At 66.9% G+C, this 22,318-nt stretch carries 23 protein-coding genes; 6 read left to right on the top strand and 17 right to left on the bottom strand.

Annotation, left to right across the window (positions count from 1 at the left end; translation table 11 throughout):
- Positions 1–2: 2 nt before the first annotated feature.
- From AB4059_RS01670 to AB4059_RS01645, 6 genes are all read right to left on the bottom strand, one after another.
- Positions 3–884 carry a bile acid:sodium symporter family protein gene (locus AB4059_RS01670; RefSeq protein ID WP_498976021.1) on the bottom strand — a complete coding sequence of 294 codons (882 nt, stop codon included), beginning with the start codon at positions 882–884 and terminating at the stop codon, positions 3–5.
- Positions 885–887: 3 nt separating this feature from the next.
- Positions 888–1,322, bottom strand: coding sequence for a hypothetical protein (locus AB4059_RS01665; RefSeq protein ID WP_498976019.1), 435 nt, complete (start codon positions 1,320–1,322; stop codon positions 888–890).
- Between the two features lie 117 nt (positions 1,323–1,439).
- A complete protein-coding gene (locus AB4059_RS01660) occupies positions 1,440–2,186 on the bottom strand; it encodes a copper resistance protein B (protein WP_498976017.1) in 747 nt (248 codons plus the stop codon).
- Positions 2,183–3,964 (bottom strand): copper resistance system multicopper oxidase, encoded by a 1,782-nt coding sequence (locus AB4059_RS01655; protein WP_498976015.1) that lies wholly within the window; start codon positions 3,962–3,964, stop codon positions 2,183–2,185. Before AB4059_RS01655 ends, AB4059_RS01660 begins: the two co-directional genes overlap by 4 nt.
- Before the next feature lie 78 nt (positions 3,965–4,042).
- Entirely contained in the window at positions 4,043–4,426 is a 384-nt protein-coding gene (locus tag AB4059_RS01650) for a CopL family metal-binding regulatory protein (protein WP_498976013.1), read from the bottom strand.
- A 46-nt stretch (positions 4,427–4,472) separates the two neighbouring features.
- Positions 4,473–5,267, bottom strand: coding sequence for an OmpA family protein (locus AB4059_RS01645; RefSeq protein WP_498976011.1), 795 nt, complete (start codon positions 5,265–5,267; stop codon positions 4,473–4,475).
- A gap of 174 nt (positions 5,268–5,441) precedes the next feature.
- Here AB4059_RS01645 and AB4059_RS01640 point away from each other — a divergent pair, with 174 nt between their 5' ends.
- A complete protein-coding gene (locus AB4059_RS01640; protein WP_498976009.1) occupies positions 5,442–5,840 on the top strand; it encodes a low affinity iron permease family protein in 399 nt (132 codons plus the stop codon).
- A 6-nt stretch (positions 5,841–5,846) separates the two neighbouring features.
- On the opposite strand, the gene AB4059_RS01635 is transcribed toward AB4059_RS01640, so the two are convergent.
- The 7 genes from AB4059_RS01635 to AB4059_RS01605 form a co-directional block, all read right to left on the bottom strand.
- Positions 5,847–6,866 (bottom strand): alpha/beta fold hydrolase, encoded by a 1,020-nt coding sequence (locus AB4059_RS01635; protein WP_498976007.1) that lies wholly within the window; start codon positions 6,864–6,866, stop codon positions 5,847–5,849.
- Positions 6,867–6,873: 7 nt separating this feature from the next.
- Positions 6,874–7,641, bottom strand: a complete 768-nt coding sequence (locus AB4059_RS01630) for an alpha/beta fold hydrolase (protein WP_498976005.1) — start codon at positions 7,639–7,641, stop codon at positions 6,874–6,876.
- 135 nt (positions 7,642–7,776) lie between these two features.
- Entirely contained in the window at positions 7,777–8,826 is a 1,050-nt protein-coding gene (locus AB4059_RS01625) for an NAD(P)H-dependent flavin oxidoreductase (RefSeq protein WP_498976003.1), read from the bottom strand.
- On the bottom strand, positions 8,810–9,745 hold the full coding sequence (locus tag AB4059_RS01620; protein WP_498976001.1) for a rhodanese-like domain-containing protein: 936 nt from the start codon (positions 9,743–9,745) through the stop codon (positions 8,810–8,812). Before AB4059_RS01620 ends, AB4059_RS01625 begins: the two co-directional genes overlap by 17 nt.
- Before the next feature lie 33 nt (positions 9,746–9,778).
- Positions 9,779–10,204, bottom strand: a complete 426-nt coding sequence (locus tag AB4059_RS01615; RefSeq protein WP_498975999.1) for an organic hydroperoxide resistance protein — start codon at positions 10,202–10,204, stop codon at positions 9,779–9,781.
- 154 nt (positions 10,205–10,358) lie between these two features.
- Positions 10,359–11,069: an SDR family NAD(P)-dependent oxidoreductase gene (locus tag AB4059_RS01610; RefSeq protein ID WP_498975997.1), complete on the bottom strand. Its 711-nt coding sequence runs from the start codon at positions 11,067–11,069 to the stop codon at positions 10,359–10,361.
- Positions 11,070–11,186: 117 nt separating this feature from the next.
- Entirely contained in the window at positions 11,187–12,098 is a 912-nt protein-coding gene (locus AB4059_RS01605; RefSeq protein WP_498975995.1) for a LysR family transcriptional regulator, read from the bottom strand.
- A gap of 183 nt (positions 12,099–12,281) precedes the next feature.
- Here AB4059_RS01605 and AB4059_RS01600 point away from each other — a divergent pair, with 183 nt between their 5' ends.
- The 5 genes from AB4059_RS01600 to AB4059_RS01580 all read left to right on the top strand — a co-directional run bounded on the left by AB4059_RS01600 (position 12,282) and on the right by AB4059_RS01580 (position 18,153).
- Positions 12,282–12,992 (top strand): TorF family putative porin, encoded by a 711-nt coding sequence (locus AB4059_RS01600; RefSeq protein WP_498975993.1) that lies wholly within the window; start codon positions 12,282–12,284, stop codon positions 12,990–12,992.
- A 69-nt stretch (positions 12,993–13,061) separates the two neighbouring features.
- Positions 13,062–14,705 (top strand): MFS transporter, encoded by a 1,644-nt coding sequence (locus AB4059_RS01595; protein WP_498975991.1) that lies wholly within the window; start codon positions 13,062–13,064, stop codon positions 14,703–14,705.
- Complete coding sequence (locus AB4059_RS01590) at positions 14,702–15,802, top strand: HlyD family secretion protein (protein WP_498975989.1); 1,101 nt, start codon at positions 14,702–14,704, stop codon at positions 15,800–15,802. Before AB4059_RS01595 ends, AB4059_RS01590 begins: the two co-directional genes overlap by 4 nt.
- Positions 15,799–17,181 (top strand): efflux transporter outer membrane subunit, encoded by a 1,383-nt coding sequence (locus AB4059_RS01585; protein WP_498975987.1) that lies wholly within the window; start codon positions 15,799–15,801, stop codon positions 17,179–17,181. Before AB4059_RS01590 ends, AB4059_RS01585 begins: the two co-directional genes overlap by 4 nt.
- A gap of 33 nt (positions 17,182–17,214) precedes the next feature.
- On the top strand, positions 17,215–18,153 hold the full coding sequence (locus AB4059_RS01580; RefSeq protein WP_498975985.1) for an alpha/beta fold hydrolase: 939 nt from the start codon (positions 17,215–17,217) through the stop codon (positions 18,151–18,153).
- Between the two features lie 3 nt (positions 18,154–18,156).
- Here AB4059_RS01580 and AB4059_RS01575 read toward each other — a convergent pair whose 3' ends face one another.
- The 4 genes from AB4059_RS01575 to AB4059_RS01560 form a co-directional block, all read right to left on the bottom strand.
- Entirely contained in the window at positions 18,157–18,465 is a 309-nt protein-coding gene (locus tag AB4059_RS01575; protein WP_498975983.1) for a DUF1330 domain-containing protein, read from the bottom strand.
- 20 nt (positions 18,466–18,485) lie between these two features.
- Entirely contained in the window at positions 18,486–19,529 is a 1,044-nt protein-coding gene (locus AB4059_RS01570; protein WP_498975981.1) for an MBL fold metallo-hydrolase, read from the bottom strand.
- An 88-nt stretch (positions 19,530–19,617) separates the two neighbouring features.
- The gene (locus tag AB4059_RS01565; protein WP_498975979.1) at positions 19,618–20,355 is read right to left on the bottom strand and encodes an MgtC/SapB family protein; all 738 of its coding nucleotides are present in this window, start codon (positions 20,353–20,355) and stop codon (positions 19,618–19,620) included.
- 111 nt (positions 20,356–20,466) lie between these two features.
- Positions 20,467–22,317, bottom strand: a complete 1,851-nt coding sequence (locus tag AB4059_RS01560; RefSeq protein ID WP_498975977.1) for a S8 family peptidase — start codon at positions 22,315–22,317, stop codon at positions 20,467–20,469.
- Position 22,318: the final 1 nt, after the last annotated feature.

Genomic DNA, 22,318 nt, shown 5'->3' with positions numbered 1-22,318 from the left:
CGTCAGCGCGGAGGCGGGACGGGTGGCGGCGACGGCGGGCACTCCGCGCGGCGCTGCCACATCACGTAGGGCACGCCGACGAGCGCGGACACCAGGACATACAGCAGCACCGTGCCGACGAAGTTGAGGTCGGGGAAATTCGCCGAGGCGATCGTCAATGCGATCGCCGGATGTCGGCATGCGGTGGCGAGGGCGAGCACGATCGAATGCCCGCGCTCGGGCCGCCCGAGCCAATGCCCTACGGCCAGGCCGACCACGACGAAGAGCGTCACGGCGAAAATCGTCCCGTCGCCGACGGCCGACCAGATCCCGCGCCACGCGGCTGCGAGCAGCGCGACGACCGCCAGCGGCAGCAGGATCTTCGCGATGCGCCCGACGATCGGGGTCAACACGCGCGCGACCGCGGGCAACCGCCGCCGCAACACGACACCGACCACCAGCGGCGCGATGATCATCAACAGCACGATCTTCGCGATTCCGCCCACCGAGACATGCACCTGGCGGTGGAAGAACCAGCCGAGGATGAACCCGGCGATCGGGATCGCCACGATCGCGACCAGCGACAACGTCACCAGCAAGGCCACCATGTACGCGTGCTCGCCGCCCGCACGATCGGCCTTGGTCGGCAGCAGCGGCGGCAAGGGCGACAGCGACAGCGCGACGAGCGCCATTTCGGTCGTGCGGCGGAAATCGAAGCCCCGCTCCATCAACACAGCCAGCACCGGCATCACGAGGAACACCGACAGCAACGACTTCACCAACAGCCCCGGCCGACGCCACAGATACAGCAGGTCGTTGCGGGTGGCGTGCAGCCCGAAACCGAGCACCGTGCAGACGATGCTCAGCTGGAAAGCAAAGATGACGATGTGTTTGGGATCGATCACGGCTCAGCGTGCATAGAGGTCGACCCTCACGCCCTCCGCCGTGTTCTGTCTCACCTGTACGCTGAAGCGGCGCTCGTCACGCTTCACGCGCACGAAGACATCGCCCTTGGCGACGTCGGTTTCGAAATCCTTCGTGCCCAGCATGTCGCGAAACAGATCCCGCGTGGCCAGCGCGATGCTGTTCTCCGTCTGGCCCTGCCTGATCGGCACGACGACTTGCGTCGGCGCGTCCTCGTCGTTCTGCCAGACCAGGAACTTGATTTGGCCATCGCTCTTGGCCGAGCGGTCGAAATCGATGGTCCAACGCTTGGCGGCATCGCCGGGGCGTTTCATTGCAGAGGCAGCATCGGCCGTCGGTGCTGCGTCGGTCGATTGCGCCAGTGCGCCACCGCAGCTGAGCGCGGCGACCAGGCACAGCACGAAGCTGGACAAGCGCATCGCGGATCTCCCGAAGGGCAGAACCTCACAATGGCGGCCACCGGGCGGTGGAACTACCGCAATTCCACTTTGCGGCGGGCCAGTAGAAATACTGGGGCGAACCTGCAATGCGTTGACTCAGAACCAAATCCGCACCCCCGCAACCAGCCGCGTGTCACCAGCTCCCTCGCCCGCCGCGCGCCGGAAGTCCGCAGTGTCGCCGTAGGCGCGCTCGTATACCAGCCCCACGTAGGGCGCGAATTGCCGATGCACTTCGTATCGCAGTCGCAGCCCCGCTTCGATGGTCGACAAGCCGGAACCGATGCCGCGTTGCGGGTCGTCCTTTCCGTAGAGATTGGCCTCCACCAAAGGTTGCAGGATCAGGCGATTGGTGAACAACACCTCGTACTCGGCTTCGATGCGTGCCGCGGTTCGACCAGAGGGGCCCAGGTACGCGGTGGCTTCGACTTCGAACTTGTAGGGCGCAACGCCGGCGATGCCCAGCGCCGCCCAGTCCTGCGACGCGCCCGGTTTGAAATCGTGGCGCACGCCGGCCAACAGATCCCACCAGCGTGCGACAGGTCGGCCGTACAAGGCTTCGACTCCGGCCGCCTCCGTGCGTCCATCGATGCGTTCGCCTTCCGAGCGCACCCAGAGCTTGTCGGTATCCGTGCCAACCCAGGCCTGGGCTTCCCATTCCAGGCCTGCGCCATGGTCGGCGTCGAAGCCTTCGAGGCGATTGAACAGCACGTAGGACTGCACACTGTTGTCGTGCGCGGATTCGCCGTGCGCGGATTCGCCGTGCGAAGCCGGGTCATGCGCATGATGCTGCGCGTACGCACTGCCCGATGCGAGCAATGCGATCGTGACAACCAAGCTCTTCATCGTTCCACCCGCACTTCGCGCATCATTCCCGCTTCCATGTGGAACAGCAGGTGGCAGTGGTAGGCCCATGCGCCGGGCGCATCGGCGCGCACGCGATAACTGCGGCGCGTGCCGGGGGGCATGTCGATCGTGTGCTTGCGCACGTGGAATTCCCCGTTTTCGTCTTCCAGGTCGCTCCACATGCCATGCAGGTGGATGGGGTGCGTCATCATCGTGTCGTTGACCAGCACGATGCGCAGGCGCTCGCCGTAGTTCATGCGCAAGGGTTCGGCCTCGGAGAACTTGCGCCCGTCGAAGCCCCACACGAAGCGCTCCATGTGGCCGGTGAGGTGCAGTTCGATGTCGCGGCCGGGTTCGCGGCCATCGGGGTCGGCGAAGAGGCTCTTCAACATGCCGTAGCTCAGCACGATGCGCCCGTTGTCGCGCAGGCCGACGCCCGGATCTTCCAGGCGCGGCGTCGGCGCGGCGGCCTGCATGTCGACGAAGGGATTGCGGGTTTCGCTGGCGGGATGCGTTTGCGCGGGCATCGCGTGCCCCATCGCGGCGTGGTCCATGCCGGGCATGCCCGCCATGTCGTGCATGTCGTGCGACGTCGCGCTGCCCGACGGCATCGCCTGCGACATCGCCCCATGCCCCATGTCCGCCATCGTCAGGATCGCGCGCGGATCGCGGGCGGGCACCGGCGCGCGCAGGCCTTCGCGCACGGCGAGCGTGCCGCTCACAAAACCCGTGTGGCCCATGTCCTGCGCGAAGATCGTGAAGGCGTCCTGCCCCGTCGGTTCGACGATCACATCGAAGGTTTCCGCGGCCGCGATCCGGAACTCGTCGACCGTCACCGGATGGACGTATTGCCCGTCGGCGGCGACCACCGTCATCTTCAACCCGGGAATGCGCACGTCGAAGTAGCTCATCGACGATCCGTTGATGAAACGCAGGCGCACCTTTTCGCCGTGGCGGAACAGGCCGGTCCAGTTGCCGAGCGAAGTCGCGCCGTTCATCAGGTAGGTGTAGGTGTTCGCATTGACGTCCGACAGATCGGTCGGCGTCATGCGCATCCCGCCCCACATGCGGCGATCGGCGAGGGTTTTCGAGATGCCGTCGCGTTTCGCATCGCGCAGGAAATCGCCGACCGTGCGCTTGTGGTAATTGTCGTAGCCCGGCATTTTCTTCAGGCGCGAGAACAGCGCGGACGGATCCAGGTCGGTCCAGTCGGTCAGCATCACCACGTGTTCGCGGTCCCAGCCGAAGGGCTCGGGCGCGAGTGGATCGATGATCAGCGGTCCATACAGCCCCGCCTGTTCCTGATAGCCCGAGTGGCTGTGGTACCAGTACGTGCCGCCCTGGCGCACGTCGAAGCGATAGTCGTAGGCCTCCCCGCGCCCGATGCCGTCGAAGCTGATCCCCGGCACGCCATCCATGTTCGCGGGCAGGACGATGCCGTGCCAATGGATCGAGGTGCGATCGCCATGGATCGACCCGGGCGGCAAAGCGTTGCGCACGCGCAGATGCACGGTCGTGCCCTCCTTCCAGCGCAGCAGCGGCGCGGGAAGCGAACCGTTGACGGTCACCGCGGCGCGGACGCGGCCGGTGAAATTCACCGGCGACTCGCCGATGGACAGATCGAATTGCGTGCCACTGAGCACGCCCTGGCGCAGCGCGCCGGAAGCTGCACGCAAGGGCCACGCCCCCATGCCGGCGAACACGCCGGCGGCCGCGAGGCCTTGCACGAAACGGCGCCGCGCGGGTTGCGCAGGCGCGTCGAAAGGATCGAAGGACATCCAACACTCCGGAAAACGGACAGGCGTGCGCGCAGGCGCACGGCGGGAAAGGCGTCGCGACGGACGCCGATGGACCGCTTAGCCGATGGGAGGTCGGATCAGGTTCGGGAGCGCGGGACTCGCGCGTGATGCATCGCGCGCGGCGACGGACACACTTGCGGGGCGTGGCATCCACGCCACGATGCCAGGCATCGGCAAGGTCGCGGCCTGCGCGATGCAACTGCACATGCAGGCGCCGGGCGGGCAGCAATCGGCATGCGATGCCGAGGGTGCGGCGGGCGCATCGTGCGCCGCCGTCGCTTCGTGGCACGGCGGCGCGGCGTGTTGCGTGCTGGTGGCCACATCGCTCAAGGCCATGCGTGCATTCGCGAACGCCGTTGTCGTGCCGTTCGCCAACAAGGCGAGGCACAGGAGCAGGCGCAGCAGGCACGGCAACGGACGCATGGCCAAAGAGTAACCCATGCGCCCGCCGTCGAAACAAGCCCCGCGTTGGCGGGGCTTGTTCGGTTCATTTCTGGGGATTGACGCCCTTGTCGACGACCAGTTTCACGACGACCTTGCGCGCGTTCGCATTGTTCCCGGAGCCGGCATCGGGCGCCACGCCCATGCCGTCGCCCGCGGTCACGCGGCCGGGTTGCAGGCCACCGGAGCGCTGCAGGTAGTTCGCCACCGCCTCGGCGCGGCGCTTGCTCAGGCGTTCGTTCGCCGCCGCATCGCCTGTCGAATCGGTGAAGCCCTGCATCACGACGGCGTAGTTCTGGATTTCCTTGGCCTTGGTCGACAGCGCCATCAAATCCGACTTGCCCTTTTCCGAGATCGCCGTGCTGCCCGAAGCGAACAGCACTTCGGCCGTGGCAACGGCTTCGTATTTACCGAAGTCGTCCATGCGCTTGCCCATCGCATCGACCTTCGTCGATGTCGGCGAGACGCCCGCCTGGACTTGCTGCGCGGTGCGCATGTCGTCGGAACGGAACGAAATGGCGGTGGCCTGCAGTTGATCGCCCTGCGCGACGAGGTCGGCCACGATCGGCAGGCCCGGCATCAGCGCGGTCTTCTGCATGCGTTCGAAGCGGACGGCCGCGAGGCCCTCCTTCTTCTTGATCTCGGTGGTCGAGGTCAGCATGATCTTGTGATCGACGTTGTTGCTGTCGCGCACGGTGACGGTATCGCCGTCGATCGCGGTGATCAGCCCCTTGACCGTCGACTGGTCGCCGTCGGCGGCGAAGGCCGATGGCGCGAGGGCGAGCCACGTCAGCAACGCGGCGATCCAGATCGCGTGTTTCGAAGATGTCCAGCGTGCCATGGCATGTCCCTCCAGGACGATTGGCCGAGTGGAAAGCCTCGCGCCGGGATCGTGGCCTCGCAATTGTCCGTTGGGCCAATCCGCTTCGGCTCATCCGTGGACACGACCGACCACCACGCGCCTTGCCCACCGGGCGTGCCACGCTTGGCGCCTGATTCCGGACGAGCAAGCCCGATGACAACCCGCAGCAAACTCTTCACGCGCTTCGCCAAGAAGTCCGCGCACTTCACCGGCACGCCGGCGTGCTTCGTGATCGCAGTGGCCGTGCTGGTCGTCTGGGCCGCGACCGGGCCGATGTTCCACTTCGGCGACACCTGGCAACTGGTGATCAACACCGGCACCACCATCATCACCTTCCTGATGGTGTTCCTGATCCAGAACACGCAGAACCGCGACACCGAGGCGATGCAGATCAAGCTCGACGAATTGCTGCGCGCCAACCGCTCGGCGAGCAACACGCTGCTGGACCTGGAGGATCTGGAGGAAAGCGAGATGGAGGAGCTGCGCAAGCACTACGAAGCGCTGGCGGAAAAGAGCCGCACGCGGCGCAGGTCTTCGCACGATCGCAAGTGATCGGCGTCAGAGGCGATTCGAATCGACGATCGCCTGTGCGAAGGCCTGCGGTGCTTCCTGCGGGAGGTTGTGGCCGATGCCGCCGGTCAGCAGTCGGTGTGCGTACTTCCCGGTGAAGCGTTTGGCATAGCTCTCCGGAGGTGGATGGGGTGCGCCATTGGCATCGCCTTCCAGGGTGATCGTCGGCACGCCGATGCCGGGAAATCCCGCCAGCTTCTTTTCGATGTCGTCGTACTTCGGATCGCCCTGCGCCAGGCCCAGGCGCCATCGATAGTTGTGGACGACGATGTCGACGTGGTCGGGGTTGTCGAAGGACCGTGCGCTGCGATCGAAGGTCGCATCGTCGAACGCCCATTTCGGCGAGGCCAGCTTCCAGATCAGCTTCGCGAAGTCGTGCGTGTACTTCGTGTAGCCGGCGCGGCCGCGATCGGTGGCGAAGTAGAACTGGTACCACCACTGCAGTTCGGCTTCGGGTGGAAGCGGTGCCTGTGCCGCGGCCTGGCTGCCGATCAGGTAACCGCTCACCGCGACGAGCGCCTTGACGCGTTGCGGCCAGAGCGCGGCGACGATATCCGCGGAGCGAGCGCCCCAGTCGAAACCACCGATGACGGCCTTCTCGATGTCGAGCGCATCCATGAAATCCACGACGTCCTGCGCGAGCGCGGCCGGCTGCCCGTTGCGCGTGGCGTCCGTCGAAAGAAAGCGCGTCGTGCCGTAGCCGCGCAAATGCGGCACCAGCACGCGGAACCCCTGCGCGGCCAGTTGCGGCGCGACGTCGACATAGCTGTGGATGTCGTACGGCCAACCATGCAGGAGGACGACGGGCGGGCCGTGCTTCGGTCCGTCTTCGGCGTAGCCGATGTCGAGCAGGCCGGCGCGAACCTGCTTGATGTTCGCGAATTTCGTCGCAGTGGCCGTCGAAGCGGCGGCGCGCGTCTCATGTGCGAAACTCAGCGGCGCAAGCGCCGCAGTCCCCAGGAGAAGACGACGTCGCTGATCGCCCAGGCTCGGCAGTTGTTCGTGCATGTTGGGTTTACTTGATCGAATCGACGGCAGCCAGGATCACCTTCGCGACCGCGTCGGGCTGCGACACCATCGCCACGTGGCTGGAATCCAGCTCGGTCGTGTTCGCCTTGATCTTCTTGGCGAAGGCGCGTTCGGCGTCGGGTTGGATCATGTGGTCGTTCTTCGCGACGATGTACCAGCTCGGTCGCGTCGACCACGCGGCCTTCGTCACCTTCGCGTCGAAAGCCTTCGAATTGATGGGACCCTGCGTCACCGCAATGAGGTTCGCATCCCGCGGGTCGACGTCCTGCGCGAAGTCTTTGGCCACCGTATCGGCCGACAGCGTGAGGAAGCCATCCGCGCTCGCGATCGGATGCGCGAGTCCAGGCGGCGGCGGATAGCCCTTGCCGCCATCGGCGGTGGACTCGCCTGCCGAAGGCGCGAAGGCCGCGACATAGACGAGCGCCTTGACCTTGTCGTGGTTGCCCGCTTCGGTGATGACGGTTCCGCCCCAGGAGTGTCCGACCAACACGATCGGCCCTTGCTCGGCATCGAGCACACGTTTTGTCGCGGTGACATCCTCGGCCAGCGAACTCAGCGGGTTCTGCACGGCCACGACGTGCAGGCCCTTGGCCTGCAGCAAGGGAATGAGCTTGTTCCAGGACGATCCGTCGGCAAAGGCGCCATGCACGAGCACGACAGTGGGCTTGCCCTTCCCCTCGGGTTCCGCGGCGCGCGCGGGCGTGGCGGCGAAGACGGCGAGTGCGACGAATGCGGACAGGAGCATGCGGTTCATGACGGCACCTTGGTTCATGTTGCGAATGGGAACGACGCCTTCGCCGCATCTTCGCCGCCCGTCGCACGGATTCGCGCTCACCCGCGCAGGCGATTGCATTTGCTGCGCGTCCCGTCCAGCGGCCTTGCGAACTGATCAGTGCAGTTCGGCGATCAATGCATCCATCAGGGCGCGCGTCGACATGCGTCGCGCGAGTGGCGCGCCCTGCCCGGCCCATTGCGCGCCGTAGCCCGATTGCCTGTGGGAATCGGCAACTTGCGCGAGCGCCTTGCCTGCGTCGTAAGCGATGGGATAGTCGGGAATCGCCGCGTCGGGCACGGTTGCGCCCAATCGCGTGAAGTCGTTGGCCAGGCAACGCGCAGGGCGACCGGAGATCGCGCGCGTCATGATCGTGTGGTGCGCGGCATCGGAATGCAGGCGCGCGCGATAGCCCGCGTTCGCAAGCGATTCGTCGGTGTCGATGAACGCGGTGCCGAGTTGCGCGGCACGTGCGCCCAAGGCCAGCGCAGCACGAATGCCGGCGCCATCCATGAGGCCGCCGGCGGCGATGACGGGTAGCGGGGTCGCGCGCACCAGCACGCGCACCAGCGCCATCGTGCCCAGGCGATCGTCGGGTGCATCGGGGTCGAAGACACCGCGATGCCCGCCGGCTTCGTAACCTTGCGCGACGATGGCGTCGAGGCCAGCGGCTTCGATCGCGCGCGCCTCGGACAAGCTCGTCGCCGAAGCGATCAACACGATCCCCGCGGCATGCAACGCATCGCGCTGCGCCTCCGTCGGCAGCCCGAAGTGAAAGCTGACCACCGCAGGACGCGCTTCGACGAGTGCAGCCAACATCGCGTCGTCCGCGCGGAACGACGTGTAGATCTCGCGCAATGCCTGCGGCGGTTGTGCATCGAAGCGCTGGAATTCAGGCGCCAGGCGTGCAAGCCATTCGCGCGACTTCGCCGCATCGGCAACCGCGGGCCGATGCGCGAACACGTTGACGTTGAGCGGCCCGCGATGCAGTGCACGCGTGGCTGCGATCGCCTGCGTGGCCTGCGCCGCGGACATCGCGCCCACGCCCAGCGCGCCGAGCCCGCCGGCCGCCGACACCGCAGCGGCCATCGCCGGCGAGGAGACGCCCGCCATCGGGCTCTGGAAAATCGGAACGCGCACGCCAAGTGTTTCAAGCCATCCGGACATCCGCCGCCCCTTCGACCGCGCGCCCTTCGGCGCGCCATGCCTCGAACCCGCCCGCCAAGGGTCGCACATGACGGAACCCACGCGCCTTGAGCGCATGCGCCAGCACCGCCGCGCTGACCTCGTTCGGGCAATCGCAATACACGATCACCTCGCCGTGCGGAGGCGCCTGCGCTTCGTCGGGCGTGCGCACGAGCATCGCGCCCGGGATCCAGCCGGTGCTGTCGTGTTGCCCTTTCTCGCGAACATCGAGGATCAGCGGAGAACTACCCGACGCAATCAATGCGTCGAGTTCCGCGGGCGAGATGCGCGCCATGCGCAAGGCGCGCAGGAATCGCCGGCGCCGCCACCACTTCCACGCGACGAACGCGACGATGAGCCCGACCACCACCGGCAGCGCGAAGTGGCCCGTCTCCTCCAGCGCGTTCAACACGTCTTCCACCGCATCCTCGAAGACGATACCCAGGAGCACGGCGCCACCGGCCCACAGAGCCGCGCCGATCGCATCGAAGAACAGGAAGGTCCGTGCCCTCGTTCCCGTTTGTCCCGCGAGCGTGGTCGCGACCGCGGCGAACCCCGGGACGAACTTGGCGACGATCAGCGATGCAGGCCCCCAGCGCCCGTAGACGCCGCGCGTGCGCATCACGCAGGAATCGGGCGATAGCGACAACTTGCACATCAGGCGCACGAGCGTGTTGCCGAATCGGCGCCCGCCGAGGAACCACGCCCAGTCGGCGAGCACGGCCGCGAGCGTGGCGACGAGGAAGATCGCGAAGGTCGACTCGTGGTGATGCACCGCGACCGCGGTGGTCAGGATGACCAGCGGATACGCAGGCACCGGGATGCCGCCCTGGTCGAGCAGCACCGAGGCGAACACGACCAGCAGGCCCCAGGTGGCGATGAGTTGGAGCATCGCGTCCATTCGCTCAACTCCGCAGGCGAGCGATCGCGTGCATCAGGCGGCCACCACTTCCACTTCGATGTCGCCACGCGTGGCGCGCGAATACGGGCACGTCTGGTGCGCGATCTCGACCATCTTCTTCTTGGTCTCCTCGTCGATGCCCGGCAGGTTGACCGTCAACTTGGCGGACAACTGGTACTGGCCGGCGCTGGTCGTGCCGAGCGTAACTGCCGCGTCGACCGACGTGTCCTGCGGCAGGCGCACCTTCACCTGCTGCGCGGCGAAGCCCAATGCGCCGATGAAGCACGCCGACCAACCGGCCGCGAACATCTGTTCGGGATTGGTGCCCGGCTTGCCGGAGCCCGGCGTGCTGAAGTCGACTTCGAGCTGGCCGTCGTCGGACTTGGCGTGGCCTTCGTGACGGCCGCCGATGGTGTGCGTGTGCGCCGTGTACAGCGGCTTTTCGAGGGGAAGGGTCATGACTGCGATTACCTTTGGTTGGGGAGGGAAGCGACTTCAGGGCAGCGTATTCCCGCGCGGCGCCCGCATCGTGGAAGTCCAGTAGGTGCGGAATCGCCGCGGGGGAATGCACGATCAGGAAACAGTGCGTACCGCCGTTGGTTTCACCCTTGCGTCAGTGGCCGGCGCTCTGGCCGCCGTCGACGTGCAGGATCTCGCCGGTGACGAAGCCCGCGCTTTCCAGATACAGGACGGCCTGGACGATGTCGCTGATTTCACCCATCCGGGCGACCGGATGCAACGCAGCGAGAAAGCCGTGCGTTTCCGCCGGGTGCATCGGCGTCTTGATCACGCCGGGCGAGACCGCGTTCACGCGAATGCCGCGCTTGGCGTATTCGATCGCGAGCGACTTGGTGGCCGAGTTCACGCCGCCCTTGGTGAGGTTGGCGAGCACCGAGGGCACGCCGTCGATCGCATGGTCGGTCAGGCTGGTGGTGACGGAGACCACATGCCCACTGCCCTGCTTTTCCATTTCGACCAGCGCCGCCTGCGTGATGTGGAAGAAGCCGTCGACGTTCGTGCCGATCGCCGAGGCGTAATCCTCCGCGGTGTATTGCGCGAACGGCTTGGCGATGAAGACGCCGGCGTTGTTGACGAGCGTGTCGATGCGGCCGAACTTCTCCAGGCCCTCGCGCACGATCTTCCGTGCCACGGCCGGATCGGCGATGTCGCCGGCGACGACGTGGATGTCCGGGTCGCTCGAGGCCTTGATCGAACGGGAGTTGGCGACGACGCGATAACCACGGTCGCGGAAGGCGCGGACGAGGCTGGCACCGATGCCCTGCGATGCGCCGGTGACGATTGCGACTTTCTGTTGGGTGTTCATGGCTGTGTTCCTTGGATTGGGGGAGGCGTCGTTTTTCGACGGGGGTCAATCTAGGCGCGCAGCATCCGACTGAGAATCCGCCGATCCAGGCAGACATTCTTCCGCGCAGCGAACGAATCAAACGCGCAAGCCGGCGAAGGTGGCTCGCAACCGCGGCAAGGCGAACTCGACGAAGGCACGGACCTTCGGCACCGACAGTCGCCCCTGCGGGCAAACCAGGTTGACGGGGATCGGCTTGGGCTCGTCGTCGGGCAACACGATGCGCAGCGCGTCCTGCGCGATCAGCGGTGCGACGTGGTAGGACAGCACGCGGCCGATGCCGTGGCCTTCGACGACCGATGCGATGGCCGCATGCAGGCTGTTCACCACCAGCCGCGGCACGAACGCGACCGAGCGCGGAATGCCCCCTGCGTCCACGGCCGGGAAACGCCAACCCTCCAGGCCCATGTGGTCGGTGGTGATGATCGCGTGCCTGGCCAGGTCGCCGATCTGGTCGATGCGCGGATGCGTGGCGAGATAGCGCGGCGAAGCGATCACGATCCGCCGCACCTCCCCCACGGATTTCGCGACCAACGTCGAATCGGCCAGGTGCGTGATGCGCAAGGCGACATCCACGCCCTCCTCGATGAGGTTCACCGGCCGCTCCAGCAAGTGCAATCGCACCTGCACCGTCGGATGCGCATCGATGAAGGCATCGACGATCGGGCGCAGGATCTCCACGCCGGTGTACATCGTCGCGGTGATCGTGAGCGTGCCGCGCGGCACCGAACGCTCGCCCGCCGCTTCGCGATCGGCCTGTTCGAGTTCGGCGAGTACGCGGCGCGAGGCTGCGGCATAGCGCTCGCCGGCTTCGCTCAACTTCAACGAACGCGTGGTCCGGTGCAGCAACGGAACGCCAACGTGCGCTTCGAGGGAGGCGATGGCACGGCTGACGGCAGCCGGCGAACGCCCCGTGCGCCGGCTCGCGCCCGCAAGGCTGCCTTCGTCCAACGCAGCGACGAAGATCTTCATGGCCTCGATGCGGTCCATTCGCCTGATCCGTTGCGCCGGTCACGGGTGCATCCTCGGGCATCGTGCGGCCCATGCCGACGACATCGCCCGATCGGGTGACCAAAGGCCTGGACCGCCGCACCACCGGGTTTACGCCGAATTGACGCGCGCGCATGGTCCCGGGAATGGCGATTTGAGGGGCCGTGTTTCGATAATCGTCGCATGGACAGACCCGTGCTCATGAAGATGTTCGCACTCGCACTCGCACTCGCATGCGCGTTCGCGCCCGCAGCCAGCAACGCTGCCGACTTCAGCGGCAACGCGACGCTGACGTCGGACTACGTATGGCGCGGGAGTACGCAGACACATGGCGATCCCGCGGTGCAGGCCGGCTTGAAGGTCGCCGGCGCGTCGGGGCTGTACGCAACGGCCTGGGGGACGAACGTCGAATTCGCGCCGGACACCCACGCGCGCAGCGAACTGGATTTCACCGTCGGTTGGAGCAAGGCCTTGTCGGGCGACTGGGCGCTGGACATCAACCTGCTGCGGTATCAATACCCCTCCACGACGATCGACCTGAACTGGACCGAATTGAATTCCACGCTGACGTGGAAGAACACCTACTGGGCATCCGTCGGTTGGTCCGATGAAGCGCTCGGCTACGACGCCAGCGGTACCTATGCGTTGGTCGGCGCGAAGCTCCCGGTCAGCGAGACCTTCCGTTTCGAAACGGCGCTTGCGCACTACTTCCTCGATGATGCCGTTGTTGCAGAAGACGGCTACACGCACGGCGCGATCAGCGCCGTGTGGGCTTTCCACGCGCCCTTCGAACTGCGCCTCACCGCGCACGGCACCGATTCCAATGCGCGACGCATCTTCGGCGATGCATTCGCCGGATCGCGCATCGAAGCCGCATTGCAGGCCACGTTCTGAATTGATCCCACGCCGACACCCGAACGGGGGATGCGGAATCGGCCTGCGTTGGAGCGAGGCTTGTCGCCGATGTCCGACGCCCGACTCGACCCGTATCGATTCAAGCCGGAGGAATACCCGATCGTACCGGGCGGGCCCTACACGCCCTGGCATCCGGTCAGCAGGCGCGTGGCCTATGCGGCGCTCGGGGTCGGCATCGGCGTGCTGGGGTCGCTGGGCAATGCGCTGGTCAACGTCAACGTCAATGCCCTCGCCGGCGGCATCGGCCGGGACACGGTGCAAGCCAATTGGCTGGTCGCCGTCGCCGTTGCGGCCAACGCCAGCGCGAACCTGATGCTCATCCGCGCACGCTTCCGCTTCGGCGTGCCCGCGATCACGCGCGCCGTGATCCTGTTCTACGCGGCGATGGCGTTGCTGCAGTTCGCGTTTCCCGGCTACACCGCGGCGATCGCGATCCGCTTCGCCAGTGGCATGGCCGCCGCTGGCCTGACGACGCTGGCCTTGTATTCGCTGCTGCAGGCCATGCCTGCGAACATGCGGCCCTCGGCGCTCGCCATGGCCATCGTGCTGCCGCAATTGGCCACGCCGATCGCGCGCCTGTTTCCGGTCGAACTTCTCGCGCAGGATGCCTGGCACGGACTGCACCTGATCGAATTGGGCAGCGCCTGCCTCTGCCTGGTGCTCAGCTCGGTGCTGCCGCTTCCACCGACCGATCGCAAGCCGGGGCTGGAGCGACTGGATTACGTGACCATCGCCGTCCTCGTGCCGGCGATCTTCTGCCTGTGCGGCGTGCTCGGGCTCGGTCGCGTCGTGTGGTGGACCGACACGCCATGGCTGGGATGGATGCTCGTGGCCTTCGTCGCCTTGCTCACGGTGGTCGTCCTCCTCGAACGATCGCGCGCGCAACCGCTGCTCTACATGGCGTGGCTCGGCAGCCGCGAAATCCTGCGATTCGCCGCAGTCGCGGTGCTCGTTCGCTTGGCGCTGGCCGAGCAGACCTACGGTGCAGTCGGCCTGTTGACCTCGGGCGGACTGACCAACGACCAACTGCGCATCCTGTTCCTCTGGGTGCTGGCCGCGATGGTGCTCGGCATGCTGACCGCAGGCTTCACGCTCTCGATGTCCCGGCTTCCCTACCAGGTGATGATCGCCGCCTGGATCATCGCGCTCGGCGCGTGGCTCGACAGCGATGCGAGCAATCTGACGCGGCCGGAGCAGCTCTATTTCAGCCAGGCGCTGATCGGATTCGGCACCAGCCTGTTCGTGGGCCCGGCGCTGGTGTTCGGTTTCACGCGCATGCTCGGCGCGCGGCGGCCGGACTTGTTCGTCAGCATCATCGTCTTGTTCAGCCTGACGCAGAACGTCGGCGGCCTCGCCGGCTCGGCGATGCTCGGCACGATCCAGCAGTACGAAACCCGCGCGCATGCGCAAGCGCTGTCCGAACGGCTGGTCGCCAGCGATCCGCAGGTCGCGGCGCGATTGCAGGGCGGTGCGTCGGCGCTGGCGCCCAGCGTGATCGACCCCAACCTGCGCATCGCGCGCGGCGGCGCCTTGCTCACCCAGGCGCTCAACCGTGAAGCGGCCGTGCTCGCCTACGACGTGGTGTTCAAGGTCGTCGCATTCCTCGGCGGAGCGACCGGACTGTACGTCGCTTACCTGATCGCCCTGCGCGCCCGCAGGGAACGCCTTGCTGCGTTGGCCTCGACGACATGAGCACCGAACCGTCCTCCGTTCCACCGCCTGCACAATCGGCGCCCTCGCCGCCCGTGTGGCGGCCGCCGCCGCTGCGTCGATGGCAGATCGTGGTCACCGTCGTCGCGGCCATCGTCGCGGTGCTGGCGATCCTCGCGGCCTGGGACCTGTGGCCCTTCGGCGGCGGCGTGCAGACCACCGACAACGCCTACGTGCGCGGTCGCATCGCGTTCATCGCACCGCAGGTCAGCGGTTACGTGGTGGCCGTGAAGGTGCGCGACTATGCGCAAGTGCGCGCCGGGGATGAATTGGTTCGGATCGACGATCGCATCTATCGCGCGCGCGTGGAGCAGGCGATCGCCAATCTCGCCGCGCAGCGCGCCGCGCTCGCCAACAGCACGCAGGCGCACGCATCGCGTGCCGCGGGCATCCAGTCGCAGGCCGCCGGCATCGCCAATGCGCGTGCGCAACTGCTGCGCGCACGCGCCGACATGGCGCGCGCCGACGACCTGGTGCGCGACGGTTCGATCTCGATCCGCGAACGCGACCAGACCGCCGCCGCATTGCGACAGGCCGAAGCCGGCGTGCAGCAGGCGATCGCCAGCGGCGAAATCGCGCACGAAGATCTGCGCACCGTGGATGTCGGGCGCGACGGGCTGGTCGCGCAGGTGAAGGCCGCGGAAGCGCAGTTGCACCTGGCGCAGATCGACCTCGGCAACACCATCGTACGCGCACCGGAAACGGGCCAGATCGGCGAAGTCGGCGTGCGCCTCGGACAGTACGTCACCAATGGCGTGCAATTGCTCGCGCTGGTGCCGGTCGACCGATGGGTCATCGCGAACTACAAGGAACGGCAAGCCGCCGGCATCGCACCGGGGCAACGCGTGCGCTTCACGGTCGACGGGCTGGATGGCAAGCAATTCACCGGCCGCGTCGAACGGATCTCGCCCGCGGCCGGCTCGGAGTTCGCCGTGCTCAAGCCCGACAACGCGACCGGGAATTTCGTGAAGGTGCCGCAACGCATCGGCATCCGCATCGCCATCGATCCGGGCCAGGCAGGCCTGGAACGCCTGCGCCCGGGAATGTCGGTGGTCACGCACGTCGAGATCGGGCGGTGAAGCGCATCGCGGCCGCGGCATGCGCTGCATTGCTCGCGGCCTGCGCGGGACCGCGACCGCAAACGCCGCCCGCCGCCGCCGTCGTGCCACATTCGCAATGGCGCACCACCGTGCCGGCGAACGCGGCGCACATCGATGCGCAATGGTGGACGGGATTCGGCGATCCGGCGCTCGATGCGCTCGTCGCCACCGCGCTCGACCGGAACATCGACCTCGCCGTCGCCGCCGCGCGGGTCGACGAAGCGCGCGCGCAATATCGTTACGCGAGCGGCCTGGCCGGGCCCGATGTCGCACTCGGGTTCGCCGGCGGGCGCCAACGCGTGGTGAGCGCATTCGGACGCGGCCTGGACTCGACGTACGGCCAAGGCCTGGTCTCCGCCGCCTACGAAGTCGATCTGTTCGGACGTCTTGCAGCGACCACCGGTTCGGCCCGCGAAGCCTTGCTCGCAACGCAGGATGCGCGGGAAACGCTGCGCCTGGCGGTGATCGCCACCACCGTCAGCGGCTACGTCACGCTGCTCGCGCTGGATGCGCGCCTCCAACTGCTTCGCGAAACCCTGGAGACCCGCGGCGAAACCGTGCGCGTGGCGCGAAGGCGCGCGGACGCCGGCTATGGCTCGGTGCTGGAATTGCGCCAGGCCGAGACCGACTACCACGGCGCAGAACAACTGATTCCCGCGACGCAATTGGCGATCGCGCGACAGGAAGATGGCTTGCGCGTCCTGCTGGGGCTGGAGCCCGGCGATATCCATCGCGGCGGCGAACTGATCGCGCTGCGCATGCCCGTGGTTCCTCCCGTCGGCGTTCCCTCGGCGCTGCTGCGCGCGCGACCGGACATCGCCCAGGCCGAGCATCAACTCGCCTCCACGGACCAGAGCCTGGATGCAGCGCGTGCCGCCTTCATGCCGCGCCTTCAGATCACTGCGTCCGGCGGGCACGCCGATTCCAACATCCTGCGCAACGGCATCGATGTCTTCGCCGTGGGCGGCAGCATCCTCGCACCCTTGTTCCAGCGCGGCAAATTGCATGCGCAGGCCGATGCAGCCGCGGCGCGGCGCGACCAGGCGGCTTACACGTATCGCCGCACGGTGTTGGTGGCGTTCCGCGAAGTGGAGGATGCGCTTGCGGCGATCGAACGCCTCGACGAACAGGAGACCGCGACCGCCGCACAACGCGACGCAGCATCCGCCGCCCTGCAACTTGCCATCAACCGCTATCGCGCCGGTTACTCGCCCTACCTGGAACAACAGGATGCGCAGCGCATCCTGCTCGCCGGCCAAATCGCACTGATCCAGGTGCGCGCCGATCGTCTGTCGGCGGTGGTGTCGCTGTACCAGGCGCTGGGCGGCGGTTGGGAGGAACAGCGCTCCGTGCGCTAGATTCGCAAGGCCATCCCAACGAGGGCGTCACCGATGAGTTCCCTTTCCCGCCTGCACGCCATCGGCCTGCTGGCTCTGCTGTTGGGCCTGAGCGCAAGCGGTCGCGCCCTGGCCGAAGTCCATCCCTACTCCGCGGCCTTCCACGGCAGCGACATGGCCGTGACCGGCGGCACCCAATACGTGCGCGTCGGCGGGCACGGTCCGGCGGTGTTGTTGTTGCACGGCTTCGGCGACACCGGCGACATGTGGCAACCCCTCGCCGAGCGTTTGGTGAAGGACCACACGGTGATCGTTCCTGATTTGCGCGGCATGGGCCTGTCGTCGCACCAGGATGGTGGCTACGAGAAGGCCGCGCAGGCGCGGGACGTGGCCGGCATCCTGGATGCATTGAAGGTCGACAAGGTGCAGCTGGTGACGCACGACATCGGCAACATGGTGGGCTACGCATTGATCGCGCAGTTTCCCCAGCGCGTCACCAAATGGGTGGTGATCGATGCACCGCTCCCGGGCCTGGGCAGCTGGGACAAGCAACTGCTCAACCCCAAGGTCTGGCATTTCAATTTCCGCGGGCCGGATGTCGAACGCCTCGTCGCGGGCCGCGAGCGCATCCTGCTGGATCGGTTCTACAACGACATGTCCGCCAATCCCGCCGGCATCGATGAAGCCACGCGCGCGCACTACGCCGCGCTGTATGCGCGCCCGGGGGCGATCCATGATGCGACCAGCGGGCAGTTCGGCGCGTTCGCGCAGGACGCCAAGGACAACCAGGCGCTGTTCGCGAAAGGCGGGAAGTTGAAATTGCCGGTGTTGGCGATCGGCGGCGATCATTCTTATGGCGCATCGATGCAGACCGAAGTCGCCACCGTCGCCGACAACGTCGAAGGCGCGGTGATCACCGACGCAGGCCACTGGATCATGGAAGAGCAAACCGACCAGGCCGTGCGGGTGATCGAAGCCTTCCTGCGCAAGTGACGATCAGGCGGGCGGCGCGGGCTCGATGCCCTCGATGATCCGCACGTCGCGTTCGGCGGCCCCGACCAGGTGCGGCAACGTCGCCTGGTAGGCGGGGCTCTCGTACGCGGCGATGGCCGCCTGCAGGCTGTCGAATTCGACGATGACCAGTCGCGCCTGCAGGCCTTCTTCGTAGGCCCGTGCCGGTTCTCCGCCAGCAATGACGCGGCCGCCGCCGGCGACGATCGCGTCGGTCGCGGGCGCGACGTAGCGCCCGACGGCCGCCTGGTCGGAGATGGATCGCCACGCGATCACCCAGTAGCCCTTGGCCATTTGCGATTCCTCCGACAACGCTATTCGATGCGCAGCACCTGCTCCATCGAGAAGCACTGGTCCCACGCGAAGACATCGAACGCGGCCAGGCGCGATTGCCACTTCGGGGTGATCGCATTCACGCACTTCACCACCACGCGATCGATGAAGTTGTCGTAGACCGCCCACGGGTTGGCCATGTCGCCGGGATCCACGCCCTCGCCCGGTTTCGTCGATCCGAGCGCATCGGCGGCCGCCTGCTTGAGGTCGTGGTAGAAGTCCAGTTGGGCCTGGACGTCGGCATGCGTTCCGCTTCGCGTCACGTGGCCGCCGATGAAGGTGTCCCAATCGAGCTTCGCGATTTCCTCCGCCTGCGCGATCGAGCCGAGCACGCTTTCGGCGATCGCGAATCGACGCCACGGCATCCATCCGGGAAAGACGACGTCGACGACCATCAGCACCCGTTGCTTCGGCGCGCTGATGAAAATGTTGCCGGGCAAATGCGCGGGGCCGCCGTGGTAGGACAGTTCGAGCACCTTTCCGCCGACATTCAGCGTGTACTTGTCCTTGAAGGTGACCGTGGGCAGCGGGCGATCCGGGTCCTTGTCGCGCTCGAGCAGCTTCTTGGTTTCTTCCTGCGCGATGATGATCGGGTGGCCGCCGAGGCTGCCGGCGCCGCCGATGTGGTCCTTGTGCGCATGGCTGTAGATGATGTGCGTGATCGGCTTGTCCGAGACTTCGGCGATCGCCTGCTTCATCTTCGCCGCATAGGTTTGTGGCACGTCGACGACGACCACGCCCTTGTCGTACACCAGGAACATCGACTGGTTGGCGTTGTCGGTGATCATGTACAAGCCATCGCCCAGATCCTGCAGGCGATAGCCCTTCGCCGCATCCACCGGCGGGCCCTTGGCGCTTTCCGGGACATCGGCGTACTTCGCGATGCGCACGCCGATGGGGGCGATCTTCGGCATTCCGTCGTAGGGCTTGCTCGCCGCTTCGCTGGGTGCATCCTGGCCCAGCACAACGCCGGGAAGCAGGATTGCGCAGGCAAGGACGAAGCAAGCGTACGGTCGAATGGCCATGGCGGACTCCCGGCGGCGAAGCGGGAAAATCTACTCTGGCCCGTCGGTGCGGTGCGCTCACCCACGCGGGCGATTGCGAACGCGCGCGCTAGTGGCGAACGGGCGTGATGCTGAAGCTTTCGATGTCGGGATCTTTCGAGAGTTCTTCGGCGATGTGCGCCGGCGACACGGCGCGCGAACGCTCGAGCGCCACCACGTCGAATCGCCAGATCGCCTGCTTGTCGCTGAAGGAAATACTCAGGCTCTCCCGGATCACGCGATAGCCGCGGGCTTCGCCGTTGCGCACGACTTCGCCCAATTTCGGCTCGAACGCCGCGCAGAACTTGATCGTGACATCCAGCGACGCCCGCCCCGGCAGTCGCATCTCGATGCGCTGCAGGAACGACATCGAGGCCGCGCACAGCAGCGCCAGCAGCAATGCCGCTGCGTAGAAGCCGGTTCCGAGCAGGATGCCGACCGCGGATACCGCCCAGATCGAAGCGGCGGTCGTCAGGCCGCGGATGCTCAGGCCGTCTTTCACGATGACGCCGGCGCAGAGAAACCCGATGCCGGTGACGATGCCCTGCACGACGCGCGTGGGATCGGCCACGGCATGCGCGTTCAACGTGCCGTACCAGTACGGCGCGAAGCCCACCATGACGGTCAGCGCAGTGGAGGCCATGCACACCAATCCATACGTGCGCATCCCGGCCGCCCGCCCCTGGTAGGAACGTTCGTAGCCGACCAACATGCCGAGGAGCAAGGCGCCCAACAGGTTCAACCCGATGAACGCATTCACCGCCAGCAGGTCCATTCCCCAGTACTGGTGCAGCGTGTGGGAGTACATCGGCGTCCTCCGTTCGCGCTGGAGTGCTATGCCGCTGCTTACGCGAAAAGACGAAAAAAAGGGCCGTGCATCCTGCACGGCCCAAGGATCGCGACATCAGGGGTACAACGTTCAGTACGTCGCCAGCACCGCCACTCCCGAGGTGGCCTGTTCGCCCTGCACGCGCAAGAAATAGTCGCCTGCGACCGGGCGCGGGAGGACGATCGCTTCGGTGGTGCCCAGGTGCGCCGAGCGCCATCCGTACGTGGTCGTCGTCGGCACCACGCTGCGCGACAGGTACAGCGAAACATCGCCGCCGCCACCGTAGGTGCGCACGTTGAGTTGCGATGCGCCGGCCGGAATCGTGATGCGGTACAGGCGGCCTTCGCCGTTTCCGATGGTCTGCGCCGTCGCCGGTGCGCGGGACGCGAGCGGAACGGCGAGGTCGGGTTCGGTGACACCGGCGGCGGCCACGGCGACGATCGCCGGCAAGTCGAGGATGCCTGCGCCGATCGGCGTCGCTGCAGCGGGCTGCACGCCGAAGGGTTTGGCCTTCGCACGCAACACCGCGCGCACCAGGTCCGGCGTGAGCGCCCCATGTCCGGCCGCGACCGACGCGCTCTGCATCAACGCAACGGCGCCGGCGACGTGCGGACTGGCCATCGACGTGCCGATGTGCGCCAGCACCACATCGCCGGCGGGGCTCGCCACCGGCGAGGTGCGACTGCTGTTGCCGAGCGACCAGATCCACGCCTCATCGGGTGCATCGCCGGTGCTCGCATTCCCGCCGGGCGCGGCAAGCGCCACGGTCGCGCCGTAGTTGGAATACCACGCACGCGCGCCATCCACGCCCGTGGCGCCCACGGTGATGACGTTGCGACAACTGGCCGGCGAGAAGTGCGCGGCGTCCACGTTGGAATTGCCGGCCGCGACGACCACCGTCGTGCCACGCGACACCGCGCCGTCGATCGCGTCCTGCATCGCCGGATCGTCGCTGCATGCACCCGAGCCGCCGAGGCTGAGATTGATGACCTCGGCGGGCGTCGGATTGCGCGGCACCCCCGGCACATCGCCGCCGGACGCCCACGTCACGCCATCGATGATGTCCGATGTCAGGCCGCCGCAGTGACCGAGCACGCGCACCGGTTGCACCTTCGCACCGTAGGCCACGCCCGCGACACCGCGCGCATTGTTCGTCACGGCCGCGACGGTGCCGGCGACGTGCGTGCCATGCCACGAACTGTCCGAAACCTCGCCACCGCAGAAGGGTTCCTGGCCGGTGAGGAAATCGCCGGGATCGTGCGCATCGGCGTCGCGCCCGTTGCCGTCGCCGGCGACGTCGGGATACGCCGTGCCGTCTTCGGTTTGCCCGTACCAGCTGATGAAGTCGTAACCGGGCACGAGGTTGGCGGCAAGGTCGGAGTGATCGACGAAGCCGGTGTCGATGACGGCCACCACGACGCCGACGCCCGTGGTCGTATCCCACGCATGCGGCGCGCCGATGCCGGACACCGGATTCGTGAAGTCCCACTGCAAGGTCGCGAAGTGCGTGTCGTTGGGCACCGTGTCCATGCGGTACTTCATGGTGTCCGCCTGGGCCCAGGCGATATTCGGGTCGCTGCGCAGTTGCGCGAGCAATGCGTCGCGTTCGGCGATCGACAGCGCGCGCGAGCTGCGCACCAGCGTCGCGCCCTGCCCCAGTGCGCGGACGCGCCGGATCGAAAGCAACGCGGTCGACGATTGACGGACGCCTGCACGTTGTGCGGCGCTGGCCACGAGCGTTTCCGGCGCCAGCGCCGTGCGCGATTTCACGATGAAGCGCGAGAACGACGTCGGCGTGCGGGTGATGTCGGGCGTGAAGCGCGCCGCGCTCGTCGAAACGCTTGCGCGCTGCTTGTTGGCGGACGAAACCTGGATCGCGCCGGCGTGGAAGGCCGTGCCGCACAGGGCGACGCACAGGGTGGTGCGGGTGAGGACGTTCATG

Origin of the sequence: Lysobacter sp. 2RAF19, from assembly GCF_052115395.1 — a bacterium.
Lineage (GTDB): Bacteria > Pseudomonadota > Gammaproteobacteria > Xanthomonadales > Xanthomonadaceae > Noviluteimonas.
This window is presented reverse-complemented; position numbering and strand designations above follow the sequence as displayed.